The 25001-nt window shown below is 70.2% G+C and carries 23 protein-coding genes; 7 read left to right on the forward strand and 16 right to left on the reverse strand.

Annotation, left to right across the window (positions count from 1 at the left end):
• The first annotated feature begins 92 nt into the window (after positions 1-92).
• From LXT23_RS18950 to nagZ, 3 genes are all read left to right on the forward strand, one after another.
• Positions 93-1592 carry an ATPase domain-containing protein gene (locus LXT23_RS18950; RefSeq protein WP_253981609.1) on the forward strand — a complete coding sequence of 500 codons (1500 nt, stop codon included), beginning with the start codon at positions 93-95 and terminating at the stop codon, positions 1590-1592.
• Positions 1593-1594: 2 nt separating this feature from the next.
• Positions 1595-1960, forward strand: a complete 366-nt coding sequence (locus LXT23_RS18955) for a response regulator (RefSeq protein WP_253981610.1) — start codon at positions 1595-1597, stop codon at positions 1958-1960.
• Between the two features lie 151 nt (positions 1961-2111).
• Positions 2112-3176, forward strand: coding sequence for a beta-N-acetylhexosaminidase (gene nagZ, locus LXT23_RS18960; RefSeq protein ID WP_253982330.1), 1065 nt, complete (start codon positions 2112-2114; stop codon positions 3174-3176).
• 22 nt (positions 3177-3198) lie between these two features.
• On the opposite strand, the gene LXT23_RS18965 is transcribed toward nagZ, so the two are convergent.
• The 4 genes from LXT23_RS18965 to LXT23_RS18980 all read right to left on the reverse strand — a co-directional run bounded on the left by LXT23_RS18965 (position 3199) and on the right by LXT23_RS18980 (position 5661).
• On the reverse strand, positions 3199-3654 hold the full coding sequence (locus tag LXT23_RS18965) for a hypothetical protein (RefSeq protein WP_253981611.1): 456 nt from the start codon (positions 3652-3654) through the stop codon (positions 3199-3201).
• Between the two features lie 101 nt (positions 3655-3755).
• Positions 3756-4250 carry a hypothetical protein gene (locus tag LXT23_RS18970; RefSeq protein ID WP_253981612.1) on the reverse strand — a complete coding sequence of 165 codons (495 nt, stop codon included), beginning with the start codon at positions 4248-4250 and terminating at the stop codon, positions 3756-3758.
• Positions 4251-4375: 125 nt separating this feature from the next.
• Positions 4376-5059: a thioredoxin-dependent thiol peroxidase gene (gene bcp, locus LXT23_RS18975; RefSeq protein ID WP_253981613.1), complete on the reverse strand. Its 684-nt coding sequence runs from the start codon at positions 5057-5059 to the stop codon at positions 4376-4378.
• A 68-nt stretch (positions 5060-5127) separates the two neighbouring features.
• Positions 5128-5661, reverse strand: a complete 534-nt coding sequence (locus LXT23_RS18980) for a hypothetical protein (RefSeq protein ID WP_253981614.1) — start codon at positions 5659-5661, stop codon at positions 5128-5130.
• A 61-nt stretch (positions 5662-5722) separates the two neighbouring features.
• Between LXT23_RS18980 and LXT23_RS18985 the strand changes: the two genes are divergently transcribed.
• The gene (locus LXT23_RS18985) at positions 5723-6367 is read left to right on the forward strand and encodes a hypothetical protein (RefSeq protein WP_253981615.1); all 645 of its coding nucleotides are present in this window, start codon (positions 5723-5725) and stop codon (positions 6365-6367) included.
• A gap of 48 nt (positions 6368-6415) precedes the next feature.
• Here LXT23_RS18985 and LXT23_RS18990 read toward each other — a convergent pair whose 3' ends face one another.
• On the reverse strand, positions 6416-8458 hold the full coding sequence (locus tag LXT23_RS18990) for a hypothetical protein (protein WP_253981616.1): 2043 nt from the start codon (positions 8456-8458) through the stop codon (positions 6416-6418).
• A complete protein-coding gene (locus LXT23_RS18995) occupies positions 8455-8808 on the reverse strand; it encodes a hypothetical protein (protein ID WP_253981617.1) in 354 nt (117 codons plus the stop codon). The genes LXT23_RS18990 and LXT23_RS18995 overlap by 4 nt, the downstream gene beginning before the upstream one ends.
• A 154-nt stretch (positions 8809-8962) precedes the next feature.
• Here LXT23_RS18995 and LXT23_RS19000 point away from each other — a divergent pair, with 154 nt between their 5' ends.
• Both LXT23_RS19000 and LXT23_RS50380 read left to right on the forward strand, forming a co-directional pair.
• Entirely contained in the window at positions 8963-9874 is a 912-nt protein-coding gene (locus tag LXT23_RS19000) for a hypothetical protein (protein ID WP_253981618.1), read from the forward strand.
• A 260-nt stretch (positions 9875-10134) separates the two neighbouring features.
• Positions 10135-11508, forward strand: coding sequence for a M57 family metalloprotease (locus LXT23_RS50380; protein WP_323379028.1), 1374 nt, complete (start codon positions 10135-10137; stop codon positions 11506-11508).
• A gap of 134 nt (positions 11509-11642) precedes the next feature.
• Here LXT23_RS50380 and LXT23_RS19015 read toward each other — a convergent pair whose 3' ends face one another.
• The 7 genes from LXT23_RS19015 to LXT23_RS19045 all read right to left on the reverse strand — a co-directional run bounded on the left by LXT23_RS19015 (position 11643) and on the right by LXT23_RS19045 (position 18809).
• Complete coding sequence (locus tag LXT23_RS19015; protein ID WP_253981619.1) at positions 11643-12503, reverse strand: alpha/beta fold hydrolase; 861 nt, start codon at positions 12501-12503, stop codon at positions 11643-11645.
• Positions 12504-12646: 143 nt separating this feature from the next.
• Positions 12647-14734: a PAS domain-containing sensor histidine kinase gene (locus LXT23_RS19020; RefSeq protein ID WP_253981620.1), complete on the reverse strand. Its 2088-nt coding sequence runs from the start codon at positions 14732-14734 to the stop codon at positions 12647-12649.
• A 54-nt stretch (positions 14735-14788) separates the two neighbouring features.
• Positions 14789-15157 carry a response regulator gene (locus tag LXT23_RS19025; RefSeq protein WP_253981621.1) on the reverse strand — a complete coding sequence of 123 codons (369 nt, stop codon included), beginning with the start codon at positions 15155-15157 and terminating at the stop codon, positions 14789-14791.
• Positions 15158-15191: 34 nt separating this feature from the next.
• Positions 15192-15848 (reverse strand): response regulator transcription factor, encoded by a 657-nt coding sequence (locus LXT23_RS19030; RefSeq protein ID WP_253981622.1) that lies wholly within the window; start codon positions 15846-15848, stop codon positions 15192-15194.
• Positions 15849-15905: 57 nt separating this feature from the next.
• Positions 15906-16763, reverse strand: a complete 858-nt coding sequence (locus tag LXT23_RS19035) for an alpha/beta hydrolase (protein ID WP_253981623.1) — start codon at positions 16761-16763, stop codon at positions 15906-15908.
• Between the two features lie 118 nt (positions 16764-16881).
• Positions 16882-17907 carry an outer membrane protein assembly factor BamE gene (locus LXT23_RS19040; protein ID WP_253981624.1) on the reverse strand — a complete coding sequence of 342 codons (1026 nt, stop codon included), beginning with the start codon at positions 17905-17907 and terminating at the stop codon, positions 16882-16884.
• Between the two features lie 38 nt (positions 17908-17945).
• Entirely contained in the window at positions 17946-18809 is an 864-nt protein-coding gene (locus tag LXT23_RS19045; protein ID WP_253981625.1) for a helix-turn-helix transcriptional regulator, read from the reverse strand.
• Positions 18810-18883: 74 nt separating this feature from the next.
• On the opposite strand from LXT23_RS19045, the gene LXT23_RS19050 reads away from it, so the two are divergent.
• Positions 18884-19777, forward strand: coding sequence for an SDR family oxidoreductase (locus LXT23_RS19050; RefSeq protein WP_253981626.1), 894 nt, complete (start codon positions 18884-18886; stop codon positions 19775-19777).
• 27 nt (positions 19778-19804) lie between these two features.
• Here LXT23_RS19050 and LXT23_RS19055 read toward each other — a convergent pair whose 3' ends face one another.
• From LXT23_RS19055 to LXT23_RS19065, 3 genes are all read right to left on the reverse strand, one after another.
• Positions 19805-21415 (reverse strand): mucoidy inhibitor MuiA family protein, encoded by a 1611-nt coding sequence (locus tag LXT23_RS19055; protein ID WP_253981627.1) that lies wholly within the window; start codon positions 21413-21415, stop codon positions 19805-19807.
• Position 21416: 1 nt separating this feature from the next.
• A complete protein-coding gene (locus LXT23_RS19060; protein WP_253981628.1) occupies positions 21417-23612 on the reverse strand; it encodes a mucoidy inhibitor MuiA family protein in 2196 nt (731 codons plus the stop codon).
• A 157-nt stretch (positions 23613-23769) separates the two neighbouring features.
• Positions 23770-24990: a M23 family metallopeptidase gene (locus tag LXT23_RS19065; protein ID WP_253981629.1), complete on the reverse strand. Its 1221-nt coding sequence runs from the start codon at positions 24988-24990 to the stop codon at positions 23770-23772.
• Between the last annotated feature and the right edge of the window lie 11 nt (positions 24991-25001).

Raw genomic sequence — 25001 nt, forward strand, 5'->3', positions numbered from 1 at the left:
CCGGCGTGGAAGCAGTGTCCGGGGAATGGTGGGCGCCAGGCCCGGCTTCCCCCAACAGCGCCGGACGACCCGTGCACCGCAGGGAGCGTGAGATGACCGACAGCAGTCCCCCCCAGGTGGAGCGGCTCCCGACGGGCATCTCCGGACTCGACACGGTGCTGCTCGGCGGCTTCCGCAAGGGCCGCACCTACATGTTGATGGGCCTGCCGGGCGTGGGGAAGACCATCCTCGCCAACCAGATGTGCTTCCACCACGCCACCCGGGGCGGCCGGGTGCTCTACATCACCCTGCTCGCCGAGTCGCACACGGAGCTGGTCGGCAACCTGGGCTCGCTCAGCTACTTCGACAGCGCCCTGCTCCCGCGCTCCATCACCTACCTGAGCGCCTTCAGCACGCTGGAGCAGGGGGGGCTGGAGGCCCTGTCCGAGCTCATCCGCAAGGAGACGAAGTCGCAGAAGGCGTCACTGGTCGTGCTCGACGGCCTGGTGGCCGCCGAGGAGCTGGCGCCCTCTCCCCAGGCCCTCAAGAAGTTCGTCCATGGCATCCAGGTGGTGACGAACCTGGTGGGCTGCACCACGCTGCTGCTCACCTCGGGCTCGGGCCAGGGCTTCCGGGCCGAGCACACCATGGTGGATGGCCTGCTGGTGCTGAAGCAGCGCACGTTCGGCCCCCGCGTGGTGCGCGAGCTGACCGTCCGCAAGTTCCGGGGCAGCGACTACCTGCTCGGCAAGCACAGCTACGAGATTACCGGCGACGGCATCGTCCTCTATCCCCGCCTGGAGACGCTGGTGGGCACGACGCCCCCCGCCAACCCCCGGCCCGGGGTGCGCTGTGCTCTCGGAGTCCCGGGGCTGGACGAGATGCTGTCGGGCGGGCTGCCCGCCGGCTCGACGACCCTCCTGCTGGGCCCTCCCGGCGGCGGGAAGACGCTGCTCGGGCTGAGCTTCCTCGCCGAAGGGGTCCGCCAGGGCGAGCGCGGCCACTACTTCGCCTTCTACGACTCGCCCGAGCGGATGCTGGCCCAGACGGCCGGCGTCGGCATGGAGCTGGAGCCCCTCATCCAGCGCGGGGACCTGGAGGTGAGCTACCGGCCCCCCACGGAGAACATCCTCGACAAGCTGGGCGCGGAGCTGCTGCGGGCCATCCGGGAGCGCGGCGTGCGGAGGCTGTTCCTGGACGGCTACGACGCGCTCCAGAAGGCCGCCATCCGGCGCTCGCGCGTGGCCCGCTTCCTGGCGGCGCTGGTCAACGAGTGCCGCATGCGGGGCGTGACGCTCGTCTACTCGGTGGAGACGCCCGTCGCCTTCGGTCCGGAGGTGAGCTTCCCGCTCAGGGGGGTCTCCATGGTGGCGGAGAACATCCTCTTCCTGCGCCTGGTCGAGCTGCGCTCCCGGCTGCGCCGCTTCGTCTCCATCCTGAAGGTGCGCAACAGCCAGTATGACCATTCCCTGCGTGAGCTGCTCATCACCGAGAAGGGGCTGGCGGTGGGCGAGTCCTTCGCGGACGCCCAGCAGCTGATGACAGGGCTGGCCCGGCTCCCTCCCGCGGAGGCCGGGGACTCCCAGCGCACCGGCGAGCGCCGGAGGGAGTAGCCATGAAGCCCATCCTCATCGTCGATGATGAGTTTGGCATCGTCGAGGCGTTGCGGGACTTGCTCGCCGACGAGGGCTACCGGACCGTCGTCGCGCTCAATGGCCGCGAGGCCCTCGAGCGGATGGCGGAGGAGCGCCCGGCGGTGGTGCTGCTCGACTACATGATGCCGGTGATGGATGGGCCCGCGCTGCTGGCGGCCATGCAGCAGGACGCCGACCTGCGGGACATCCCCGTGGTGATGATGAGCGCGAGCCACGAGAGCCGCTGGAGGCACCTGCCCTGCGCCGCCTTCCTGCCCAAGCCCTTCGAGCTGGAGCAGCTGCTGGCCGTCCTCCAGCGGTTCGTCCGCGGCGCCACGGAGAACTGACCGGGCGCGCGCCCCACCGCTCCGGACCCTGACAGGCAGCCGACGCTCCGGGGGGCTCCGGCGCTCGTCAGGCCCCAGCCCGGGCCCTCCTTCTGACAGACTGCGCGGCGTGACTGCCTCCGCCCTCTACCGCGACTGCGCCCGCCTCTTCATGGTGGGCTTCCCCGGCACCCAAATCGACGGCGACCTCGCCGCGCTGATGGACGACGGCATCTACGGGGCCATCCTCTTCAAGCGCAACGTGGGCACCGCGAAGGAGACGGCGGCGCTGTGCCAGGCGCTGAAGGCGAGAGCCGGCCGGCCCTTCATCCTGTCGGTGGACCAGGAGGGCGGCCGGGTGGCCCGACTGCGCGGCGAGCCCTTCACCACGCTGCCGCCCATGCGCGAGCTGGGCCAGCGCGGCGACGCCGCCCAGGTGGAGCGCGTGGGCCGGCTGCTGGCGCACGAGCTGCGCGCGGTGGGCTTCGACTGGGACTTCGCGCCGGTGCTGGACGTGGACACCAACCCGGCCAACCCCGTCATCGGCGACCGCAGCTTCAGCCGGGACGCGGAGGAGGTGGCGCGGCTGGGCGTGGCGCTGGCGCGCGGGCTGGAGGCCGGGGGCGTGGCGTCCTGCGGCAAGCACTTCCCCGGCCATGGCGACACCACCACGGACAGCCACCTGACGCTGCCCCGGCTGCCGCATGACCTGGAGCGGCTGCGCCGCGTGGAGCTGGTGCCCTTCCGCGCCTTCGCGAAGGCGGGGCTGGCGTCACTGATGACGGCGCACGTCCTCTTCGACGCGCTGGACCCGGGCGTGCCCGCCACCATGAGCCAGCGCGTGCTGCGGGGCGTGCTGCGCGAGGAGCTGGGCTTCGACGGCGTGCTCGTCAGCGATGACCTGGAGATGAAGGCCATCGCCGACCACTACTCCGTGGAGGAGGCCACCGTGCAGGGCACGCTGGCCGGCGTGGACCTGTTCCTCGTGTGCCACCGCGCGGACGTGCAGCGCCGCGCGATTGAGGCGCTGGTGAAGGCGGTGGAGTCCGGCCGCGTGCCGCGCGAGCGCATCACCGAGGCGCACCGGCGGCTGGATGCGCTGGCGGCCCGCTTCGCGCACCCGGCCGAGGACCGCTTCGCCACGCTGGGCGGCGCCGAGCACCGCGCGCTCGCCGAGGGCCTCGCCAGCACCTTCGCCGGCAAGGACCCCACCGAGGTGATGCTGGCGTCCCGGTGACGCGCGGGGCGCCCGGCGGCCCCTACTGCCGGGGCGCCTGCTCGCCGCCCTGCGGCTGCCCGCTGACGTCGGGAGGGCTGCGGGGGCCCTGCATCTCGCCGCCCGTCTGCCGCGACGGGCTGCCGGTGCCGCCCTGCTCCTCGTACTCGCGCGTGCCGCCCTGGTCCGTCCTGGGCTGCTCCGCGGGCGCGGTGATGCCGGGCGTGCCGCTGCCGCCGGAGCCCTCCTGGCCCGGGTTGCGCTGCTGCTGCGGGCGCATGAACTCGTCATCCTGCCGGCCGGCGCCGCCCGTGGCGGGGGGCTCGGCGGCACCCGGGGCGAAGCTCTCGAGGGGCTGCTGCTCGTTGGCGACACCCTCGTACTCGCCGCCCGTCCTGGGCAGCGGATGCTCGCGCTCACAGGCCGTGCCCAGCAGCAGCGCGGCCGAGGCCAGCGCGCCCGTCATCCATGGCCAACGGCGGAAACCTCCCTGGTGCATGTCCTCTCCTCGGATTGAAGCAGTGTGCTTCCCCAAGGGATGGCCACCCGGGCCGGCGGCAGGGAGTTGGCGAGGGGGCGAACAGGCGCCCCCTGGCCGGCTCAGCGAGGACCGTGGGCGCTGCGGTCCTGCCAGCCCAGCGGGGCGTAGCCCACGCCGACGCGGCTGGAGGCCGTGCTCCCCTGCTTCGAGCCGTCCTCACCGCCCAGGCCCTGCGCCGAGGGGGAGTAGGCGGCACCGCCGATGCCCGAGTACCGGTCCTGCATCATCTTCCCGGGGTCATCCACGATGGAGTTGTTCTGCTTGCCGTCCGTCCTGGGCGTGCGCGGGTCGATGCTGGAGCCCCGCTGCTTGATGGTCTCGTTGTAGCCGCGGTCCGCCGACATCGTATGGGGCGGGAGCGCGTGCTTCGGCGGGTTGCCCGCCATGTCCTTGAGGACTTCGGGCTGCTCCATGCGCTGGGCGAAGAAGTTGCCCCGCGGCTCGTCCGGCTGCTTTCCACCCGTCTCGGGCAGCCCACCACACGCAGTGCCCAGCAGCATGCCCACTCCCACCACCGCCAGCTGGCTCCACCGCCGAACAGTCCACTCGCGCATGTCCACTCCTCCGAGTCCCTGAAAATGGTTTCCTGTCGCTGCCCCGGAGGAGGAACACGCCGGGTGCCCGGCCCCCGGAGCGGCGACACGGCGGCCCACCCGGCCGCATGAGCACAGATATAGCCTCAGCGACGGGCGCGGGCAGCACCCTTCGCACCCGCCTTCGCCCGGGTCGCCACCTTGCGCGCGGCACCCTTCACCGCGGCCACCACCTTCTTCACGGCGGCCTTCTTCGCGGGCGCGGCGGCCTTCTTCGCGGGCGCGGCGGCCTTCTTCGCGGGCGCGGCGGCCTTCTTCGCGGGCGCGGCGGCCTTCTTCGCGGGCGCGGCGGCCTTGGGGGCCGGGGCGCTGCTTGCGCCCAGCGCGGCCAGCACCTCATCGACGTGGCCGCTCACCTTCACCTTGGGCCACACCTGCTTCACGCGGCCATCAGGACCGATGAGGAAGGTGGCGCGGGTGATGCCCTGGAACTTGCGCCCATAGAGCGTCTTCTCGCCCCAGACACCATAGGCCTCGAGCGCCTGGCGGTCGGGGTCCGCCAGCAGCGGGAAGGAGAGGTTGTACTTCGCCGCGAACTTCTTGTGGCGCTCGGCGCTGTCGGCGGAGACGCCCAGCACCACCGCACCCGCGGCGCGCAGCGCGGAGTGCTGGTCCCGGAAGTCGCACGCCTCCTTGGTACAGCCAGGAGTGTCGTCCTTCGGATAGAAGTAGAGGACGACGTTCTTCCCCGCGTGCTGCGAGAGCGTCACGGAGTTGCCGTCCTGGTCGGGCAGCTGGAAGCCGGGGGCCGCGTCACCTGCTTGGGGCATGGGCATGCGGCTTCATTAGCCACAAATCCCGCCCGGCTCAACGTCCAGCGTCGTCCGTGCCGCTGCCGCTACCGTGGGTCGCCTCCGTCGGCGGGGCCTGGCGCGGGCGCCGCCGGTGCGCCCCCGTGCTCGTGGCCGTGCTCCCCCGCCGGGTGGCTGCGCGCCTCCAGCCGGACGAGGTCCGCGCGGCACTGCTCCAGCGCCTGCTTCAGCGGCTCGCGCGCCGTGTCGTCCTGGGTCTGCCCCAGCCGCTTCGCCAGCGCCTCGCACGCGGCGCGCTTGGCGTCGGCCTCGTCCGTCCCCGGCCCCGTCGCTCCCGGGGTGGCCAGGGGGCGCGGAGGCAGCCGCCCCCGGACGCCGCGGATGGCGGCCAGCCGCTGCTCCGCCTCCGGCCGGGCCTTGGAGTCGCGAGGCACCGCCTCCAGGGCGGCGACGACGGCGTCCCAAGCGGGGTTCGTGGGCGGCACCCCCTTGTCCACGAGTGCCTGGTACTGCGCCTCCGCGTCCCGGAGCTGCTCCGGGCCCTTGTCGCACCCGGACGCCAGGAGCAGGCAGAGCACGAGTGGCAACGCGGCCGGGAGCCGTCGGGTGACAATCCTCATCAAGGGTAGGTTCTCCTCTCCTGCTGGCCTCCCGATTGAAGCACGGGTAGGGTGCCGCGTCGTGTCGCCCATCCTCTTCGCCTTCCTGCTCGGCCTCTCCAACGGCCTGGTCCACGCCGTGGGTCCCGACCACTGCGCCGCCATGGCCACGCTCGGCACCCTGGGTGACGGCCGCAAGCGCACCGCCCTGGTGACGGCCCTCCGCTTCGCGCTGGGGCATGCGGCCATGCTGGGTGGCATCGCCGCCCTGTGCCTGCTGGCCGGCGTGGGCCTCTCGGAGACCTTCGAGCGCTGGGCCGAGGTCTTCGGCGGCATCATCCTGGTGGCGCTGGCGGTGACGGCGCTCCTGTTCCCCAACAGCCTGGGCCACGGCCACCCGCACCTGCCCGGCCACAACCGCGAGCCTCACCAGCACGTCCACACGGTGAGCACCGCCGCTGGCGCGCTGATGGCCATCAGCGGCGTGCGCTCGCTCATCCTGGCGGTGCCCGCGCTGCTGGTGGGCGGCAGCATGAGCCTGGCCTCGTGGACGTACCTGCCGGGCTTCGCCCTGGGCATCCTCGTGGGCATGGGCGCGGTGGGCCTGCTCTTCGCGGAGGGGCTCTCCCGCCTCAACCAGCGCATCAACGCATGGCTGCAGCGCGCGGTGGCGCTGGGCTCCGGCGCGCTCGGCCTGTTCTGGATTGGCTCCCGGCTCGGCGGCTGAGCCGGCGGCTGAAGCGGCCTTCAGTCTCTCGCTGCCCGCGAGGACGCCTCACTGCCAGCCTCCCCCCTGCTGTCGTACCCAGGTCGGGGCGCCACGAAGCATGAAGGTCTCCGACGCGTCGAACGCCTTCTTGATCAACGCATTGACGCCCTGCACATTGCCCATCAGGTCGCGACACTCGGCGATGACGGTGTTCTGGGCTGCATCGAGCCCGAGGAGCCCCATGCCGTAGGGAATGGGCTGCGTGCCGTCGTGCGGGTGGAAGCCGGGCGGCGGCGACATGAGGTCACGGCCTGCGTTGCCCGCCGGGAGGACCACCGAGTCCAGCCAGGCGCCAATCTGCGGGCCCTGATTCTCGCGCCCGCCTCCGCCCGTCGCGTAGCCATTCGGCAAGAGGCGGGCAGCCCGGTGAGGGTGGTTGTTCTTCCAGTGCGCGAACGCGTTGCGCTGGTCCGCCGTCGCGAGCAGCGGGTACATCGCGCTGAAGTGCGTGCGGAACATCACGAACAAGGCCGTCTTGGGCCCATCGTCGTCGACGATGTTCCCGCGATTGCGGAAGATCTCGATGTAGTACTGGCAGGCGGCAATCAGGCCGAGCACGAGGTCGTCGACGCGCTCGTCGGCCTCGGCGGCGACCTCGGCGGCGACCTTGGCGGCCCGGCCTGCCCCGCCATCCACGTAGGCCAGGAAGGTGGGGAGCAGCCACAGCGGCGCGGCAAAGGTCGCTTGCGCCGTGCCGCCCCAGCCTGCCGCCCGATGGAGCACGATGGGATCCCCCGCGGGCAGCCACACGAGGTGGTGGCGCCCGGGGGTCGTATCCATGATGTCGGCCGGCGCATTGACCGTGAGCTCCCGCCCGCGTGCGCCGTCGATCCGGGTCATCAGGCTCCGGATCTCGTCGAGCTGATTCTGCAGTTGGGCGAAATCGTAGGCAGGTCCAATGACGAACTCGCCGTAGGTGTGGGGGTTGTTGCCCGAGCTCACCTCGGTGTCGAGCCGGAAGCGGCCAGCGAGCGCGATGACCGCCTTGGCCTTGGAGCTCAAACCCTCCCACTGTGCCTGCGGGCGCAAGACCCGGCCGTCGTGCCGGCGGTCGACGTCGAGCCCGTTGTTCTCCCACTCGAACCCGACCGAAATCAGGGGCTGCGCGACCGGGGTCACCTTGAGCAGGTCGCCATTCTCGAGCACCGTGCCGTCCGCCAGACGCAGCCCCATCGCGACCCAGATGTCGGCGCCTGCCTGGGTTCCTTCCATCCACAGCTCGGTGTCCTGATCGGCGAGCGGCTGATTCACGTCCACCAGGCCGGCGCCCGTATAGAAGGCGACTCGATTGGCGGAGAGCCGGAGGACCGGGGCGCCTTGCCCGGCCGGCGTGGGCCGGCGGACCGTCACCGAAGAGCGCAACGTGTTGCACTGCGCCGCGGGAACCCCCGTGTACTTTCCATTGACGATGCGCCGCCGGACCGTGAGGGGCCGATCCTCCGACTCGAAGCTCGCGGCATCGAGTGTCAGCTCGACGACCGTGAGCGCCTGGACGTCGGCCGCGTCCACCGTGAAATCCGCCTGCGGAGCCAGGCGGAGCTGCAAGCGCAAGGCGCCACGCTGGCGACCGAGCACGTAGATGTCGAGCCCGGCCCCCGCCAGTGAGGCGTTGGCAATCGTGACCGGGTGAGCCGGGCCGAGAGGCTGATTGTCGACCACGTCGAGGAGCGGAACCGTACACCCCGGGTCGGTGTACACATCGGCGTCGCCCTGGAGAATCGACAGCTCACCGAGGCCATTGTAGACGCCCGCGTGCACCTGCACATACCGGAGGACGCCGTGCGTCGCTGTCGGCGTCGGCGCGTTGGAGTTCGGGTAGGCGATCCGGTGCTGCTTGTCGAACAGCGCGGTGGTGTGATCGAGCTGGAGCGAGGGTCTCACCCTCGGACGGACCTTGCGCACCTCCCGGCATTCGATGGCCGTGGCCTCCTCGGACGCATCGCTCAGCGCCTCCGTGGTGCGCGCGCTGCGGTCGAGCGCGCGAGCCTTCTTGAGCACTCGCTCGCTCGGGACTCCGTCGTCATCATCGTCCACCAGGATGTCGGTCATCGGGCACGCCTCGTTTCAGCGTACGCGAGCACGGCCTCGATTCGCTCGTCGACGGGCACGAAGGTGTCCGCGAGCAGCGCCACCGCCCACGCCCGCGCGGGGACGCGCTGGAACCCGAGACAGAGCAGACCGCCGAGGTTGACCAGGCGGTAGCGCTCCCGCTCCGTGTGAAACCCCCAGACGGTCCCAGCCTCGAGGAGTCCACGCACCTCGGCACGGACCTCGTCTGCCGTGTACCCGGCGTGCGTCTCGGCCCACTCGTCGAGGATCAACCGCACACAGCGGTCCTCGAACCGCTGCCGCTGCGCGGCGGCGAGCACCCTCATCTGCTCTTCGCGGACCACCAACATGAGGATCCCCCGGGAAGGAAATCGAGAGGATAGGGCGGATGGGGGCTTTGTTGAAGGTGGTGGGCGGGTGCCTGCGCGAATGGGCTTTCAAAGAGCCCAGGGCTCGACGCATCGTCCCCTCATGGATCCGCTTTTAAAGAAACAAGCCGTCGGAATGCTGCTGCTGTGGGTTCCCGTGCTCGCGGGGTTCTTCTTCGGCAGGTGGTTGTTCCCGAGGCTGGTGCGCCGGTTCAACGTGATGGCTCGCGCGGCCCGCGGGCCCACCGCGAGCTTCTCGATGTTCGTGACCATCACCGTGTGGTGCGTCGCCATGCTGCTCACCTCCGGCATCCTCGGGTCGAAGGTGCTCGCGTGGCTCCAGGGCTTGTCATTCCTGCCCTTCACACCCACCGCCGGACTCGTGCAAGCCTTCTCCTGGTTCGCGGCCTTCTTCTTCGGCTACTCCGCGGCGCCCCTGTTCGGACGCGCCGCCCTCGAAAGCGCCGCCCCCGCCTCGCCAGCCGCCCCCAAGAAGCAATCCGGCGGCGCGATGGTGTTCGTCATGCTGAGCTTCATCCTCGCCGCCGGCGGAGGACTGGCCGCGATCTTCATCGGCCTCGGCAAGGAGGGCTTCCTGAGGACCTCGGACGTGGGCGACCTCGCCGAGCTCGCCTCCGTCCAGGAGCAGCTTCGCCCCCTCGAGGCCTGCGAAGTCCTCTACAAGCGATGGGACGCCAAGGGCCGGCAGAAGTACCCGGACTCCGTCACCCTGCGGGACTGCGACAGCAACACCTTCAGCACCATCTACATCAAGGTCCCCACCACCTGGCTGGAGCAGGGCGTCGGCTTCACCATGGAGCGGAGCTCGTCGTCGGAGCGTTGGGACATCCTCGTCGACAAGGACGTGGTGCCCTTCCCCGCCCTCAAGGAAGCCCTGGAGGCCTTCGCGCCCATCATCGCCGCCGAGTACCCGGCCAGGCTGCAGGAGGCGCTCCAGCGCGAGGCCGAGTTCCACCGCGACGTGGAGGAGTACCGGCGCCAGAGGGATGCGCCGAAGGAGAGCGTGAAGTCGTCCTACCCCGAGTGACGCCGCGCCTCGCCCTCAAGCGCGCTATCGCCACCCTGAGCTTGCGTTTCGAACCGACCCGCTGAGGCCCGAAGTGTCGTGTCTCCGGACAGCTGTCCCCTGGCAGGGGACAGCCTTTCCGCGCTCCTCCTGGGCCTGACGCGCCAACCCCGTGAGATGAGGCGCAAGGAGCGCCGGGAGCGCACCGGCTCCGCGGAGGGCACGGGGCGTGCAACCTCAGAGCTGCCTCTTCATCCCCGCAGTCAGAGAAACGAGCATCCATGTTCAAGCAGGCAGCAGTCCTCGCGGTGACCAGTGTTGCATTGCTGGTCGGCTGCGGTACCGACCCACAGGCCGAGCAGGAGGAGATCATCTCCAACCTCGTCGAGGCCGGCTTTCCGGCCGACGACATCCGGGTCTCCGACGATGCCGTGTACGTGGGCGGCGACGCGCATGTGACGCTCGAGGCGTCCCGCGAGCTGCTCCAGGTCCCCTCGGGGAGCGCCGAGCAGTACCGCTCGAACAACCTCGTCGGACCGGGCGTGACGAAGATCTGCATCAACCCCACGCCCCTGTTCGACAGCTACGCCAACCTGAGGCAGGGGCTCGACCTGGCCATCGCCAACTTCAATGAGCTGGGTCTGAGACTCACCTTCGCGCGCGGCCCGACCACCGGCTGTACCGCGAACATCGTCGCGACGACCAACAACACCGCCGACAGCGTCGCGGGATTCCCGACGAACGGCGCTCCCTACGGCACCATCGACATCAGCGTGTTGATGAACGACTTCAACGTCGACTTGAACGAACACGTCATCACCCACGAGCTGGGCCACACCATCGGCCTGCGCCACTCGGACTACTACAATCGCTACATCAGCTGCCCCAGCGGCCCCCCCCAGGACACGGGCGACGAGGGCGTGGGCGCCATCCTCATCCCGGGGACGCCGGAGGCCGCCACCTCGGGCGGGTCGCTCATGAACTCCTGCCCCAACCTCGAGGATACCGGCGAGTTCACCGACAACGACATCACCGCGCTGAGGCACCTCTACGGCCTCAACCAGGTCACGAGCTGCTCGAGCTACAACATCCCGTCCTACCGGGGGCAGAACGGTACGCAGTTCCAGTGCGCTTGTGCGGCGGTGAGCGGGGGGAGTGTCTGGGGAACGGACTTCTATACCGACGACTCGACTGTCTGCGCGGCCGCGGTGCATGCGGGGGTGATTCCCGCCACCGGTGGGACGGTGACCCTCTTCATCCAGCCGGGACAGAGCAGCTATAGCGGTACCACCCGCAACGGCTTCACCACGTCTTCCTACGGCGCCTGGGGGGGGAGCTTCTCCTTCAGCGGTCAGGCGCAACCGGCGCCGATCTGCTCGACCATCAACTTCATGTCCTACCGCGGGCAGAGCGGGAAACAGACCCGATGCAACTGCCCGGCCGGGTTCGGGGGCGCCGTGTGGGGGACGGACCTCTATACCGACGACTCGGATGTCTGCGCGGCGGCACAGCATGCGGGGGTGATTCCCGCCACCGGCGGGCAGGTGGTCGTCACCACCCAGCCGGCACAGGGTAGCTATACCGGCTCCACCCGCAACGGCATCTCCACGTACTCCTACGGCTACTGGGGTGGGAGCTTCTCCATCAGCCCGTAGGCGCCACGTCGGCAGCAGGCAGCCAGGGCGCGGGGGCGGTCGTGGAAGCGCCACCGCGTCCTTGGCGCGGAGATGACCCTCCGGGGGGCAGCAGCGCCTCCCGGGGGGCCCTCCCTCGTGCCGGACGCAGCCCCTCAGCCGTTCTGGATGAAGCTGGTGATGAGGTCGGCGCAGAGCTGCGGCGCCTCGTGCTGGGGGCCGTGGCCCATCTGCGGGAAGACCATCAGGTGCACCGACTTCGTCTGCGGAGCCACGTCGAACCAGTTCTCCACCGGGAAGACGATTTCCTGGTCGCCCGAGATGACCAGGGTGGGGATGTCGGTCGTCTGGAGGAAGTCACGGTAACCGTTGTCATCGACGAAGATGTCTTCGGCCTGCGTCTCCTTGAGCAGCTTCAGGACGGTCTCGATGGGAATCGCTGGACTGACATCCGTGGTCCGGGCGGCGATGCGGTTGTGCGAAGTCACCGCGGCGGCACGGGACTTCTTCGACGCCGGATGGAAGAACAGCACCGTCTCGTCGTCCAGGTCGTTCACCGGCTTCAAGGCGCGCTCGAAGAAGATTGGCTTCGCTCCGAAGCGGACCTTGCCCGGGGGCGTGGTGCCAATGAGGAGGAGCTTGATGATGCGCTCGGGTTGCAGGCGCGCCGCCACCTGCGCCGCGATGCCGCCCAGCGACCAGCCGCCGATGATGAAGCGCTCGAGGCCGAGCGCGTCCGCCAGGTCGATGGCGTCCTGCGCCAGCCGCCTGCGCACATAGCTGGGTTCACCGGTCGACTGGCCCAGGCCGGAGTAGTCGAAGGTGATGACGCGGTGGTGGGCCGCCAGCCCATCCAGGAAGGCCGGGTCCCACGAGTCGAGGATGCCGCGGAACCGCAGGCACAGGACGATGGGCGTGCCCTCGCCGATGTCGCGGTAGGCGAGACGGCGGCCCTTCACCTCGACGAAGCGGGTGGGCGTATTGACGGCGGTATAGACAGTAGAGGATGCGTCCATGGTCGGGCTCCTTGTCGGAAACGAGAAGGAGTATGGCGACTGGCTTTGACGTCGTCTTTTGTACGTGTGGTCCAGGAGACCCAAACCTTCGTATGAGGCCACTGCGGCCACGGCCGCTCGACGGGCGGTGGCGAGGTCACCCGCTACATCGCGAACGGCAGGGTGAAGCTGAAGCGCGCCCCGCCGTTCGGCACGTTCTCCGCCCAGATGCGGCCCCCGTGGGCTTCGATGATGTTGCGGCAGATGGACAGCCCCATGCCGAGGCCGTTCGCCTTGGTGGTGAAGAAGCTCTGGAAGAGCCGCTCCTGGTGCTCCGGGGGGATTCCCGGCCCCGCGTCTTCCATCTCGAAGCACAGCCCCTCGTCGCATCCCCGCGTCACCAGTTGCAGCCACGGCTCCGGGCAGCTGGCGCGCTTCATCTCCTGCATGGCGTTGAGCGCCAGATTGACGACAATCTGCTGGAGTTGCACGCGGTCGGCCTCGATGACCGGCAGACCGTCCGCGAGCTCGAGGCGCAGGTCGACCTCATGCGCGAGCAGCTCGTGGTGCAGGAACCGCACCGCCTCCTCGACGACCTGGTTGGGCGGCAGGCGCTGCCGCTCCGAGGTCTTGTTGGAGGCCATGGCGCGGATGCGGGCGATGATGTCGGCGGCGCGCTTCGCGTCGCTGACCATGTTGGCGTTGATGGCGCGCACCTCGCCCAGGTCGGGCTCGCGCCGGGACAGCCAGCGAGCCCCCGCCGCGCCATTGGCGGCGATGGCGGCCAGGGGCTGGTTCACCTCGTGGGCAATGGACGCCGTCAGCTCTCCGAGCATCGACAGGCGCGAGGCATGGGCGAACTCGCTCTGCAGCTGGCGCAGGGCCTTCTGTGCCGCCACGCGCTCGGTGATGTCGGTCAGGCCGACCAGCACCATGTTGCGCGCCCGCAGCTCGGGGGAGGCGTTGATGGTGAACAGCGTGTTGAACTCGGTGCCGTCCAGCCGGTAGCTGGTGGTTTCCTCCTCGAAGGTGACGTTCTGCCGGAAGCTGGCGACGAGGGAGCGCCGGACGACCGGATGGGACGACGGCGGCCAGAAGCGCGTCACCGGCTGGCCTATCAACTCCGAGCGGTCCTTCGCTCCCATGATGCGCATGGCCGCCTCGTTGACGTCTCCGAGGGACATCGCGTCCATGTAGGTGACGAGGAAATCGGGCTCGCTGTCGAGATGGGCGCCGATGTCCTCGATGCCACGCGCCGCCAGTGCGGCGGACAGCTCGCGCTGGCGCGTGGTGTCGACCTGGAACAGGGCCGTCGACATGGCCTGGAAGAGATTGCGATAGCGCAGCTCGCTGTCGCGGACCTGCTGCTCCGCCGCCACCCGGTCGGAGATGTCGATGACGCCGACCAGCACCGTGCCACGCCCATGGTGGCCCGATGGCCAGCAGACCGTGAACAGGGCATCGATGAGCCGCCCGTCGAGCGCCGACAGGCGCGTCTCCCGTGACAGGCTGGGCAGACGGTGGATGGAGGCCAGCAGGCTCTCGGCATAGAGGCCGCGGCTCTCCTGGGGCCAGTAGGGAGCGACGGTGCCGCCGACGAGGTCCTCGCGCCTGCCCCCGCCGAACAGCATCACGGTCTTGTCGTTGACGTCGACCACGCGCGTCACGGCGATGGCGGCGTCGATGAACTCGGGATGCGCCTCGAAGTAGGCGCGGAAGTCCTTCACGCCGGAGTGGAGGAGCTCCCCCAGCATCTTGCGCACCTCGGAGAAGTCGAGCTCCCAGAACGCCGCCGCCATGGCCTGGAAGAGGTTGCGGTAGCGGTGCGCCTGCAACCGGGTCTCCAGCTCGACGTCGCTCAGGTGGGTGATGTCACGGCCATACTCGATGACCGCCAGCACCTGGCCATCCGGCCCTCGCTGCACCGTCCATCGGACCTCGATGCGCCTTTCTTCGCCGGACGCGAGGGTCCGCTTCAGCTCGCCTTCCCAGTGCCCCTGTTCGAGCAGGTGCTGCTCGAGGCCCGTGATGGTCGTCGGGTGATGGGCATTGAGGCTGTCATGGAGGTGGCGCCCCAGCATGGCCTCGCGCGTGTAGCCGTAGAGCGCCTCGGACGCCTTGTTCCAGAGCAACACGCGGCCGCTCGGGTCTCGGATGATGACGCTCTCGGCCGCACCGTCCAGGACCGGGCCGAGCAGGTCCGGCAGCTTCAGCGAGGGGGCGACGCTCTGCGCTCGGTGTCTTTCCGGCATGCGCTCCCTCCGCCAGGAGTCATGAGGCACCCGTGAGACAGGTGCCTCATGACCCTACAACGAAAGGGCACGCTCGACGCAGGCGATGAACTCCTCGCTGTCGAAGGGCTTCGGGAGGAGGCAGGACGGCTTGCAGGCCCGTGCCCGCTCCATCACCGACGCCTCCGTCTTCGCGGTGATCATGATGACGGGCACCGTGGAGCCTCGAGCGTCCAGCTCCCGCTTGAGGTCGATGCCGCTCATGCCCGGCATGTGGATGTCGGTGATGACCAGGTTCGTGTTGTCGAGCTCGCCCGAGGCCAGGAAGGCCTCGGCGCTTTCGAACGCCAGTCCTCTGAGTCCGAGCGACCGCAGCAACTGGAGCAGCGCCTGGCGGAGTGACGCATCGTCGTCGACGACGGAGATGAGGGATTCTGACGACATGGCCTTCCTGGCCTTCCTGCTGCGGCTTGCGGAACTAGGGTTTTCGCGCCTGGGATGGGAGTTGTGCCGTGGCCAGGGTCTTCGGGAGCTTCAAGGACTCGGCCATGCGCACCAGGTCAGCGAGGCTCTCTGCCTCCATCTTGCGCATCACCGAACCGCGATGAATCTTGACCGTGATTTCGCTCAAGCCGAGCTCACCGGCCACCTGCTTGTTGAGCAATCCAGCGGTCACCAGCGTCATCACCTGTTGCTCGCGGGGCGACAGGCTGTCGTAGCGCTTCCTCAGGTCGGCCAGCTCCTCGCGCACGGAGCGCTGGCCGCGATGCCGCTCCACCGCCAGCGCCACGGCGTCGAGCAGGTCCTGCTCGCGGAAGGGCTTGGGCAGGAAGTCCACCGCGCCTGCCTTCATCGCCCGCACCGACATCGGGATGTCGCCGTGGCCCGTCATCATGATGACCGGCAGGTCGATGCCGAGCGACTCGAGCTGGTCCTGGAATGTGAGGCCGCTGATGCCAGGCAGGCGCACGTCGAGCAGGAGGCACCCCGGGGCGTCCACCCGCTCGGCCTCGAGGAATGCGGGCACCGACTCGTAGGCCCGGGCCTTCATGCCGATGGAGCGGAACAGTGCCTGCAAGGCGGTGCGCAGCGAGGCGTCGTCGTCGACGATGTGGAGGACGGCTTCCTCACTCATGCCGTCAACCTGCCACGGTGAGGAAGCGCCCGCAATCGAGGTCATGTCCCGCTGTCGTCAGCTCGCCGCGTTCAGCCGGGGCGCCTGGACGTCGGCCGCCTTCGCGACCGCGATGGGCACGGGGGCCCTGGTCGCGTCGATGGCCCAGTCGAGGATGAAATCGGCCACCTCTTCCCAGCCGCGCTCGAGGAGCAGGGTGTGCGAGCGGTTCGGGAACATCTTGAACTCGGTCTTCGACGGCGACTTCGCCTGCTTCTTCGCGTTCGCCTTCACCATCGGCAGGGGGATGGTGTTGTCGAACTCGGCGGCGGTGAGCAGCAGGGGCGCGCGCGCCGGGTTGGGCGTCGTAATCTTCGAGCCCTTGCCCAGCACGGCCTGGAAGAAGATGCGGCCCGGCGTGGGGACGATGTACTTGTCGTAGGCCGCGCGCATCTCCGACTCCGGCAGGGTGTTGGCGAAGCCGGCGCGGAAGCCGTCGAAGCTCATGGTCAGGGCGCGGTTCCACGCGTTCCACGCCGTGAAGACGGACCGCGACGTCCAGACGGCCTTGGGGTGCGCGGGGACACCGAACGGGGGCCCCGGGTCGACGGCCACGCCGGCCGCGCCCAGGCCGCGGTCGAGCAGCACCTGCACGATGAGGCCGCCGAACGAGTGGCCGATGAGGATGGGCTTCTCCGGCAGGGCGCGGATCAGCGCGTCGTAGTGGTTGATGATGTCCGCGAGGTTCAGCTTCGCGAAGCGCGGGTCGAGGTTGGCGCGGAGCTCCTCGACGGTGCGGTCGAGGTAGGGCCAGGCCGGGGCAATCACCTTGAAGCCCCGGGCTTCGTAGCGGGCGCGGACGGCCTCCCAGGAGAGGGGCGTCAGCCAGGCGCCGTGGATGAGCATGACAGTCTTCGTGGGAGTGGGAAGCGGCATGGTGGAATCTCCTGAAGCGTTGATGGCCTCAAGATGCCGGGAGCCCGCGCCAAAACCCATTCTACGTGGGATTGAGCAGCCCATACCTTGGTATAGGCCCTACCGGAGCGTCCCGCCGCTACTCGATGGAGGCGACCTTGTCGTCCTTGTCGAACGTGACGCGCACCTTGGCCGTCTTGCTCCTCCAGTAGGTCCAGACCGTGGAGTCGAAGGACGGCGTCTCGTGCGGAGGAGGAGGCCCCCACGCCATGCGGACGGCCGTGCGGGACATGCCTGGCACCACCTCCGAGGCGGAGACCTTCTTGCGGTCCTCCGGCGACAGCGTCGCGAGCCGGGCGGCCTGGTCCTCGGGAGCGAACGAGGCCTGGAACAGCGCCCACGTGTCCGCGCCGGAGCGCGAGTCGTTCTCGAACACGAGCTCCTTGCCCGTCTCCACGACCTTGAACTTCACCTTCGAGCCACCCTTGTCGAGCACCTCCACCTGGGTGTTGAAAGCCAGGATGGGGCCCTTGAGGTAGTTGACCCAGGACACGGTGTCGTCCTGGAAGTGGAAGTTCGCTGTCGCGTAGTGGAAGCCCTTCGGCGCGGGGGCAGGTGGCGCGGGCGCGGGCTCGTCTCCGTGCGAGACGACCTTGCCCTCACCATCGAAGACCACCTGGAACGTGGAGAACTTCGAGCTCCAGTAGGTCCACGTCGTGCTCTCGAGCGACAGCGTCCGGTGGGGCGGCGGCGGTCCCACCGTCAGGAGCACCGCGTCCCGGGACATGCCCTTGGCGAGCGTCCCCGCCTTGACCTGCTTCTGCTCCTCCGGCGAGAGCGCGGCGATTCGCGCCGCGGGGTCCGTCGCCGAGAAGAAGAAGGGGAACATCTCGGAGGCGTCCTTTCCCAGGCTCTTGTGGGAGACGAACCTGAACTCGGCCCCAGAGCCGAGCACCTTGCAGCGCACCTCGTCGTCGTCCCGCTCGAGGACCTCCACCTTCGTCCCCACCGGAAGCGACAGCCCCTTGCCGCGATAGTTCACCGCGGAGAGCTGGTTCTTGTTGAGCAGGAGGTTGGCCTGGGCGAACACCACCTCGGCCTGGGCACTCAGGGTCGTCAGCAGTCCAAGCGCGAGCAGGGTGCCGAGCGCGTTCTTTCGATTCATGCGGGGGATGCGCCTTTTCGTGAAGGAAGGGCGTGCTTCTAGGCGCCATTCACGGAGTTTGCCAGTCCCCCTGGCCGACCCGCCAGCAGCAGGTCGATGGCCCGGGCATCGGCTGGTGTGGCCGGCGTGTAGACGAACATCCCCAGCCCTTCCGCGCTGTCGACGGAGAAGGTCGAATACTCGAGCGTGAGCGCGCCGGCGATGGGGTGATGCAGGCGCTTCCGGCCGACGCCGGGGTGGTGGAGGTTCTTCTCGGCCCAGAGACGGCGAAAGTCGGCGCTGGTCTCCAGGAGCTCGGCCGCGAGCGCGGCGGCCGCATGGGTCTCCCCCGCGCGCAGCACGTCCACGCGGAACGAGGCCACGGCGAAGCGCGCATCCGCCTCCCAATCCGGAAGCGCCTTGTGCGTGTCCGGGTCGGAGAACAGCCGGCGGAGCACGTTGCGCTCACGGAGCGAGAGCGCGGAGTAGTCACTCAACACCGCCACCGCCGCGGCGTTCCACGCCACGATGTCCCAGGTCGGCGTCTTCACGAAGGCGGGGCTCGCCGTCAGCGCGTCCAGCACGCGTTGCAGGGACGGAGCCACGGGAGGAGGTGGGGCTGGCGTCACCGGCGGGGGCCGTTGTTGGGCGAGCAGGAACAGGACCTCGCGCCCGGCGGCATCCAGCTCCAGCGCGCGGGCGAGCCGCTCGAGTACCTCCTCGGAAGGCGGGCCGCCGCGCCCCTGCTCCAGCCACGTGTACCAGGTGACGCTCACGCCAGCGCGCGTGGCGACCTCCTCGCGCCGGAGTCCCGGCGTCCGGCGCCGGCTCCGGGCGCCCGGCCCGGGGGACAGGCGCTCCCGGCGGTCGCGAAGGAAGTCCCCCAGCGTCAAGCTCGCCTCCGGCAGGGTGTTGGTCGTCATACCCGTATACGCCCCCGGCTTTTTCGCTCCGGTACAACGGAGCATATCCCTCCGCGAACAACGAGGAGGTCGGCATGCGCGTTTTCGTGACGGGAGCGACGGGCTTCATTGGTACAGCAGTCGTGAGTGAGTTGCTTGCCGCCGGGCATGAGGTGCTCGGGCTGGCGCGCAGCGACGCGGCGGCCGGCGCCCTGACACGGCAGGGAGCCGGGGTCCATCGCGGTGAGCTGTCGGACCTGGAGAGCCTCGCCGCGGGCGCCCGGGCGTGCGACGGCGTCATCCACCTGGCCTTCGTCCACGACTTCTCCGCCTATGCGACGGCCGCCGAGACGGACCGCGGCGCCATCGCGGCGCTGGCGGGCGCGCTGGAGGGCTCGGGCAAGCCCTTCGTCTCGACCTCCGGCACCGCGCTCCTCGCTCCCGGCCGCATCGGCACGGAGCAGGACGCCCCCTCGCCAGACAACCCGCTCGGAGCACGGGCGACAGCGGAGGACAGGGTGCTCGCGGCCGCGGGGCGTGGGGTGCGGTCCAGCGTCGTGCGGCTGCCGCCCTCGGTCCACGGCGCGGGCGACCACGGCTTCGTGCCCATGCTCATCCAGGTCGCGCGCCGCACGGGCGTCTCGGCTTTCGTCGCCGATGGCGCGAACCGGTGGCCGGCGGTCCACCGGCTGGACGCCGCACGCCTCTTCCGTCTGGCGCTCGAGCGCGCCGCCCCGGGGACACGCCTGCATGGCGTGGCCGAGGAAGGCCTGCCGATACATGCGCTTGCCAGCGTCATCGGAGAGGGACTCGGTGTCCCGGTGCGCAGCCTCTCCCGGGAGGAGGCGGCCGCGCATTTCGGCTGGCTGGCGGGGTTCATCGGCGTCGACAACCCCGTCTCCAGCGCGCTCACCCGCGGCGCACTGGGATGGAATCCGCAAGGCGCCGGGCTCCTGACGGACCTGCGGGAGAGCGGCTACTTCGCCTGAGACGGTCGCGCGCAGGGCGCCGGGCCCTCAGCTGAGCTGCACGCCCGGTGCCATCGACATCCTGAACCACAGGTGGAGCGTGGTGTGCCCGTTGGCGGGCAGCTCCACCTTCCAGGTGACGAAGCCGTTCTCATCCAGCACGGGCTCGCCGGTGGTCTTCTTCGTGTCCAGCACCACCTTCACGTGCTCGATTTCCGCCACGGGGATGCGCTCGGTGACGGTGACGGTGCGCGCGTCGCCGGACAGGTTGGACAGGTAGATGAGCCGGTGCAGCGTGTGCTCGGTCCACTTGCTCACCGGGTCCACCTCCTCGCGGTGCTTCTTGTCCTCGCGCTGGATGCGGATGGCGTCGTCCGGGCCGAAGCTCAGCTCGAACTTCTCCTGGGGCGCCACGAACAGCGTCTGCGTCCAGCCCACGAAGCCGTTGTCGCGCAGCAGCTCCACCGGGCCCGCCAGCACCGGGCTGGCGGAGGTGTTGCGCGCCACGGCCCGCAGGAAGGCCTTGGGCTCCAGCTCCGGGAAGGCCACCAGCTCCGAGCGGGCCGCGTCCTCGAAGGTGAAGAGCGGCACGACGTTGGGCCGCCCGTCCGAGGGGACGGTGCTCTTGCCGGGGGCCCTCAGGTTGCGCGTCTCACCGCCGTCGTCCACGCCCGGCAGGTCCACGGTGGACGGCGTCGAGCCCTTCGCGGGGGCACTGCCCAGCCCGGCCTTCTGCACCGCCACCTGGCGCGCCTGCACCAGCACCGTCTCGTGCTTCTTCTTCACGGTGAGCAGGTCGTCGCCCAGCAGCGGCGGCTCGATTCCCAGCGAGGAGCGCGCCGTGGAGAACCGCAGGTCCACGTCCTTCCAGTCCTCGCCCGTGTCCTGCCACACCGCGGCGGACGAGGTGACGCGCACCTGTCCGCCCTCCACCAGTCGCGCGGTGTGCAGCGGCCGCCACATGGCATTGGGCACCACGTAGTCGATGCGGACCTCCACCTCGCCGTCGGCGCTGGCCAGCAGGTCCGCCTCCAGCCAGGACACCACCTGGTGGTCCACGCGGTCCATCGCCTGCCGCTGGCGCGCCACCGCGGCCAGTTCGTCCGACAGGCGCTCCATCGTGAAGCTGGCCTGGAGCGCCTCCTCGCGCAGCTGGCGGGCCCGGCGGAACATCGCGTCGAAGGTGTCCTGCCACTGGGCCGCGGTGCCCATGCCCCAGCCGGCGTCCTCGGGGATTTCGCCGACGCCCAGCTCCAGCATGTTGCCCACGCGCTCGAAGCGAAGCCTGTTGCGCGCCTGGTCCTCGAGCACCTGCCCGTACTCGCGCTGCAGGGCGCTCAGCCGCTCTTCCAGCAGGCGGGCCGCCTCCGGCTTGTCCGCGGTGCGGATGCGAAGGGCCCGGCGGAGGCGGGCGTCCGCCACGCGCGCGGGGCCGGAGAGCACCTCGGCGCGCAGGGACACGTCCTGCAGCACGGGCGCGATGCCCGTGAGCACGACGCGGTTCTGCCCGGCGCGCACGCGCACGGTGCCCTGGCGCGTCACCTGGGCCCGGTCCTCCAGCAGCGTCACGCCGCGCACCGGCGCGTCCAGCCGCGTGGCCCCGGTGGGCAGCGGGGGCTCCTGGCGCTCCACGCCCTGCGTCTGAGTCTCCGTGCTCATGTCAGGCCTCGCGGCGGTTGCCGCCCTCGAGCTCGTTGTTGGCATACAGCTTCACCACGTACTGCGCGGAGAGCTGCTGGGTGTGGTTGGCCGGCACGGTGAGGCGCCAGCGCCGCCCGCCCTCCAGCGCCTTGGCACCGCGCTCCTGCTGCGTGTAGGGCTCCCACGCCGGGGTGACGGCGCCCTCCTCCACCACCACCTCCGCGTCGGGCGCGGGCTGGGGAATGCGCTCGCGGACCTCGCAGGTGATGTCCCGGTCCAGGTTGTTGGCCAGCTCGATGGTGAGGTCGTGCCACAGCTCCGTCGTCGCCACGATCTTGGAGCCGCTGCGCTGCTCGCGGAAGCGGGTGTTGCGCGCGCAGCGGATGGACTGCTCCACGCCCAGGCCCAGCTTGAAGTTGCCACGGGGGGCCACGGTGGGCAGCGTGGTGGACAGCACGTACTCGCCGCCCACGTACACCTCGGCGGGGCCGGCCAGCATGGGGGCGGGCAGCGGGTTCTGCACCTCGGCCTGCCGGTAGACGTTCGAGTCCTCGCGCGGCACGGCCACGTAGAGGACGCTGGCGTCACCGGTGCGCGCGCCCAGCGCCACGGAGTGGAAGACGCCATCCGAGGGGACGTCCACGGTGGCTTCCGCCGTGTAGCTGAAGTCGAAGCGGCTGGAGGCGTTCCTCACGTCGGTGGTGCCGCCGGGCAGCGGCGTGGAGGCCATGGCCTGGGCGCGCGCCTCCGCCCCGGCGACCGCCGCCATGACGTCGAACGTCACCTCCACCTGGAAGCGCGCCAGCGTCTCCAGGTAGAAGCGGCGCGCGTCCATGGGCTGGAGCCGGTTGCGGTGCCCCCGGTCCGAAGCGGGAGCGAGCCGCAGGTGCGTGAAGACCACCGCCTCCAGGCCGGCCTGCGTGGGCCCGTCGCCAGCCCCCTGAGCCGGCCCGCCCCGGTCCGCCTTCCTGGACAGCTCCTTGCGGCGCATGGGCGCCCCGGCGGAGGCGGGCATGAGGGACCTGGGCGCGGCAGCACGAGGGGCCAGGGAAGCGGAGAGCTCTGCATCGGACTCCTCGACCAGCACCTCATCCCGCTGCGCGTAGGACTTCATCGAGGGGGCGGACCTCCGCTCCATGACGGCGTCGTCGTCAGCGGCCTCGCTCATCATGAGGGCGTCCTCCTCCGGCGGAACGGGCGGCTCCAGGGTCTCCAGGTCCATGGGCGCGTTGAGGGCGGGAAGCAGGAAGGGTGAGGGCGTGGGCAGCCCGCGCAGCAGCACCTGCTGGTCCCGGTCGAAGTCGGAGAAGAGCGAGGCGGCGCCCTGCGGCGGCGGCCGGAAGCCCGCGCGCGCGGGGGGCGGGGGCTGGGCGCGGCCGATGCGGATGGAGGACAGCTCCGGCAGCTCCGTCCAGCTCAGCGGGGCCGCGGTGGAGAGCACCAGCTTCACCCCGCTCCAGTCCTCGCCGGAGTGCTGGCCGATGAGGGCGCGCATCACCAGCTCCACCTGCCGGCAGTCCCGCGTCAGGCGGCACTGGTAGCTGGGCGCCCAGCGCGCGCCGGGGACGAAGTACTCCACGGAGAGGCTCGCGCGGGAGAGCGCGGCCCCCACGTGGCGCAGCTGTACGTGCACGGACTTGTAGAGGTCTCCGGCCGTCACCTGCCGCGCGGTGGAGGCCTGGGCCAGCCGCTGCTCGAGGACGGCCACCTCCTCTCGCAGCTTGCGGAGCTGCTCGCCCAGGGTGCGCACCTCCGCGAGCCGGACCTGGGCCCCGTCATGGGAGAACTGCTCCAGCGCCATGCGCGCGCCCAGGGGTGAGGGCGGTGGAGGCTTGCCCTCCTCGGGTTTCGGGCGCGGGGGCACGGTGATGCCGCCGAAGACGTTCAGCTCCCACTGGCGCTGGCGGATGTGGCTCTCCGCCGTCCTCACCTGCTGCCGCAGCGTGCGCAGGGCGGCCTGGTCCACCGTCTCCAGGGGTGCCTCGCGAGGCGGCAGCCAGAGGCCCACGCGCACGTTCGTGGCCGTGAGGTCCGCGCCGCCGGTGGACAGCACCCGCACTCGCACCGTGGGGTCGAACAGCGCCAGCGGCAGCCGGGGGATTTCGAGCTCCCCGGGCGCGCGGCCCTCGGGGCAGTCCAGCGTCAGCAGTCGTGTCACCCGCGCGCCCTGCTGGTAGAGCGTCACGGTGTCGATGCGGGATTCCACGACGGGCATGTCTGCTCCCGGTCAGGGGGGGATGGCGCGAGCGTATGCGCAAACCCATTGGATGCGAAAACTTCCAAAGGCACGGAAAGGATTGGCTTGCCAACACAGCGAGCCCGCTCCCTGGCTGCTGGAGCGGGCCCCTCGTTGCTTCAGCTCCCACCGCGCCTCAGTTGCGTGACGTGGGCATCGGCCCGCCGCGGTCGGCGCACGTGCTGGCCGCCGGCCACTCCTCGAACTGGATGGCCACCGTCGGGTACGTCGTGCTCGGCCAGAAGTTGGCCCAGGGCACGTAGTTGGTGGCGCAGCCCTGTCCCGTGGGGCCGCACTCGCACGTGGGGGCGCCCGTGTGCACGCGGCTCACCTCGAAGTGCAGGTGGTCGCCGCCAATGGACCATCCCGTGCTGCCCGCCGTCGCCAGGGGCTGCCCCTGGGTCACCCTGCCTCCGCAGGTCACCCCCGCGGCGAGCGAGCCGCCCTTCAGGTGCAGGTAGGTGGACTGGGTGCCATCCCCATGGTCGACGACGATGACGTTGGCATGGCTCGCGCAGCCCGAGGAGCCGCAGCCGTACGTGCTGTTCATCTTGAGGTGCGTCACCGTACCGCCGCGCGCGGCGACCACCGGGAAGCCCGTGCTGCCCGCGATGGCGAAGTCCCACGCGTACTTGTCCGCGCCGACATGGTCATTGCAGCAAGGGTCATTGCAGTCCTGCGTCAGGTACATGGACGTGGTGCGCGGCCAGGGCAGCCGGTAGCTCTGGGGCCCCGCCGCGCAGTAGTCCGCCGTTCCCGCCGGTGCCACCACGCAACCCTGGGGGCACGGTTGCGAGGACGTCGGTGCCCGGTTGGCGCCCGGGCACTGGTACAGCGTCGAGGCCACCGCGTTGGCCATGTTGTCATTGCCGCAGTAGGCCCCGGGCGCGCTCGCCAGGCACATCGGATTGCCGCCCGTGTCCGTCGAGCTGCAGCTGACGCCCGTGGACGTCCAGCCTCCCGTGCCACAGGTGTAGTACTGCTTGTCGCCGCCGCACACGCGGAAGCCGCACTCGGTGACGTTGGGGTCGATGGGGCGCCCCTGGTCATCCGCGCCGCCCGAGCAGCGGCACTGTCCGCTGCCACAGCTCGACCCGGCCACCTGGACCCAGCCGGCCGAGGTGCACTCGAAGTTGACGTTCCCGACGCCACAGACGCGGAAGCCGCAGTAGGTGGAGCTCACGGGGATGGGCGTCCGGTTGTGGTACAGGCCGTCGGCGCAGGCACACGTCGCGTCCTGCTCCACCTGCGAGAGCTCCTCCACGGGGGGGACTTCTTCCGGACCTGCCTCGCTGCACGCGGCCAGCCCCAGCACCAGCAGGGCACACGCCGTCTGACGGAAAAGATGGCTGTTCATGTCCTGGCTCC

Source organism: Pyxidicoccus xibeiensis (assembly GCF_024198175.1).
Taxonomy (GTDB): domain Bacteria; phylum Myxococcota; class Myxococcia; order Myxococcales; family Myxococcaceae; genus Myxococcus; species Myxococcus xibeiensis.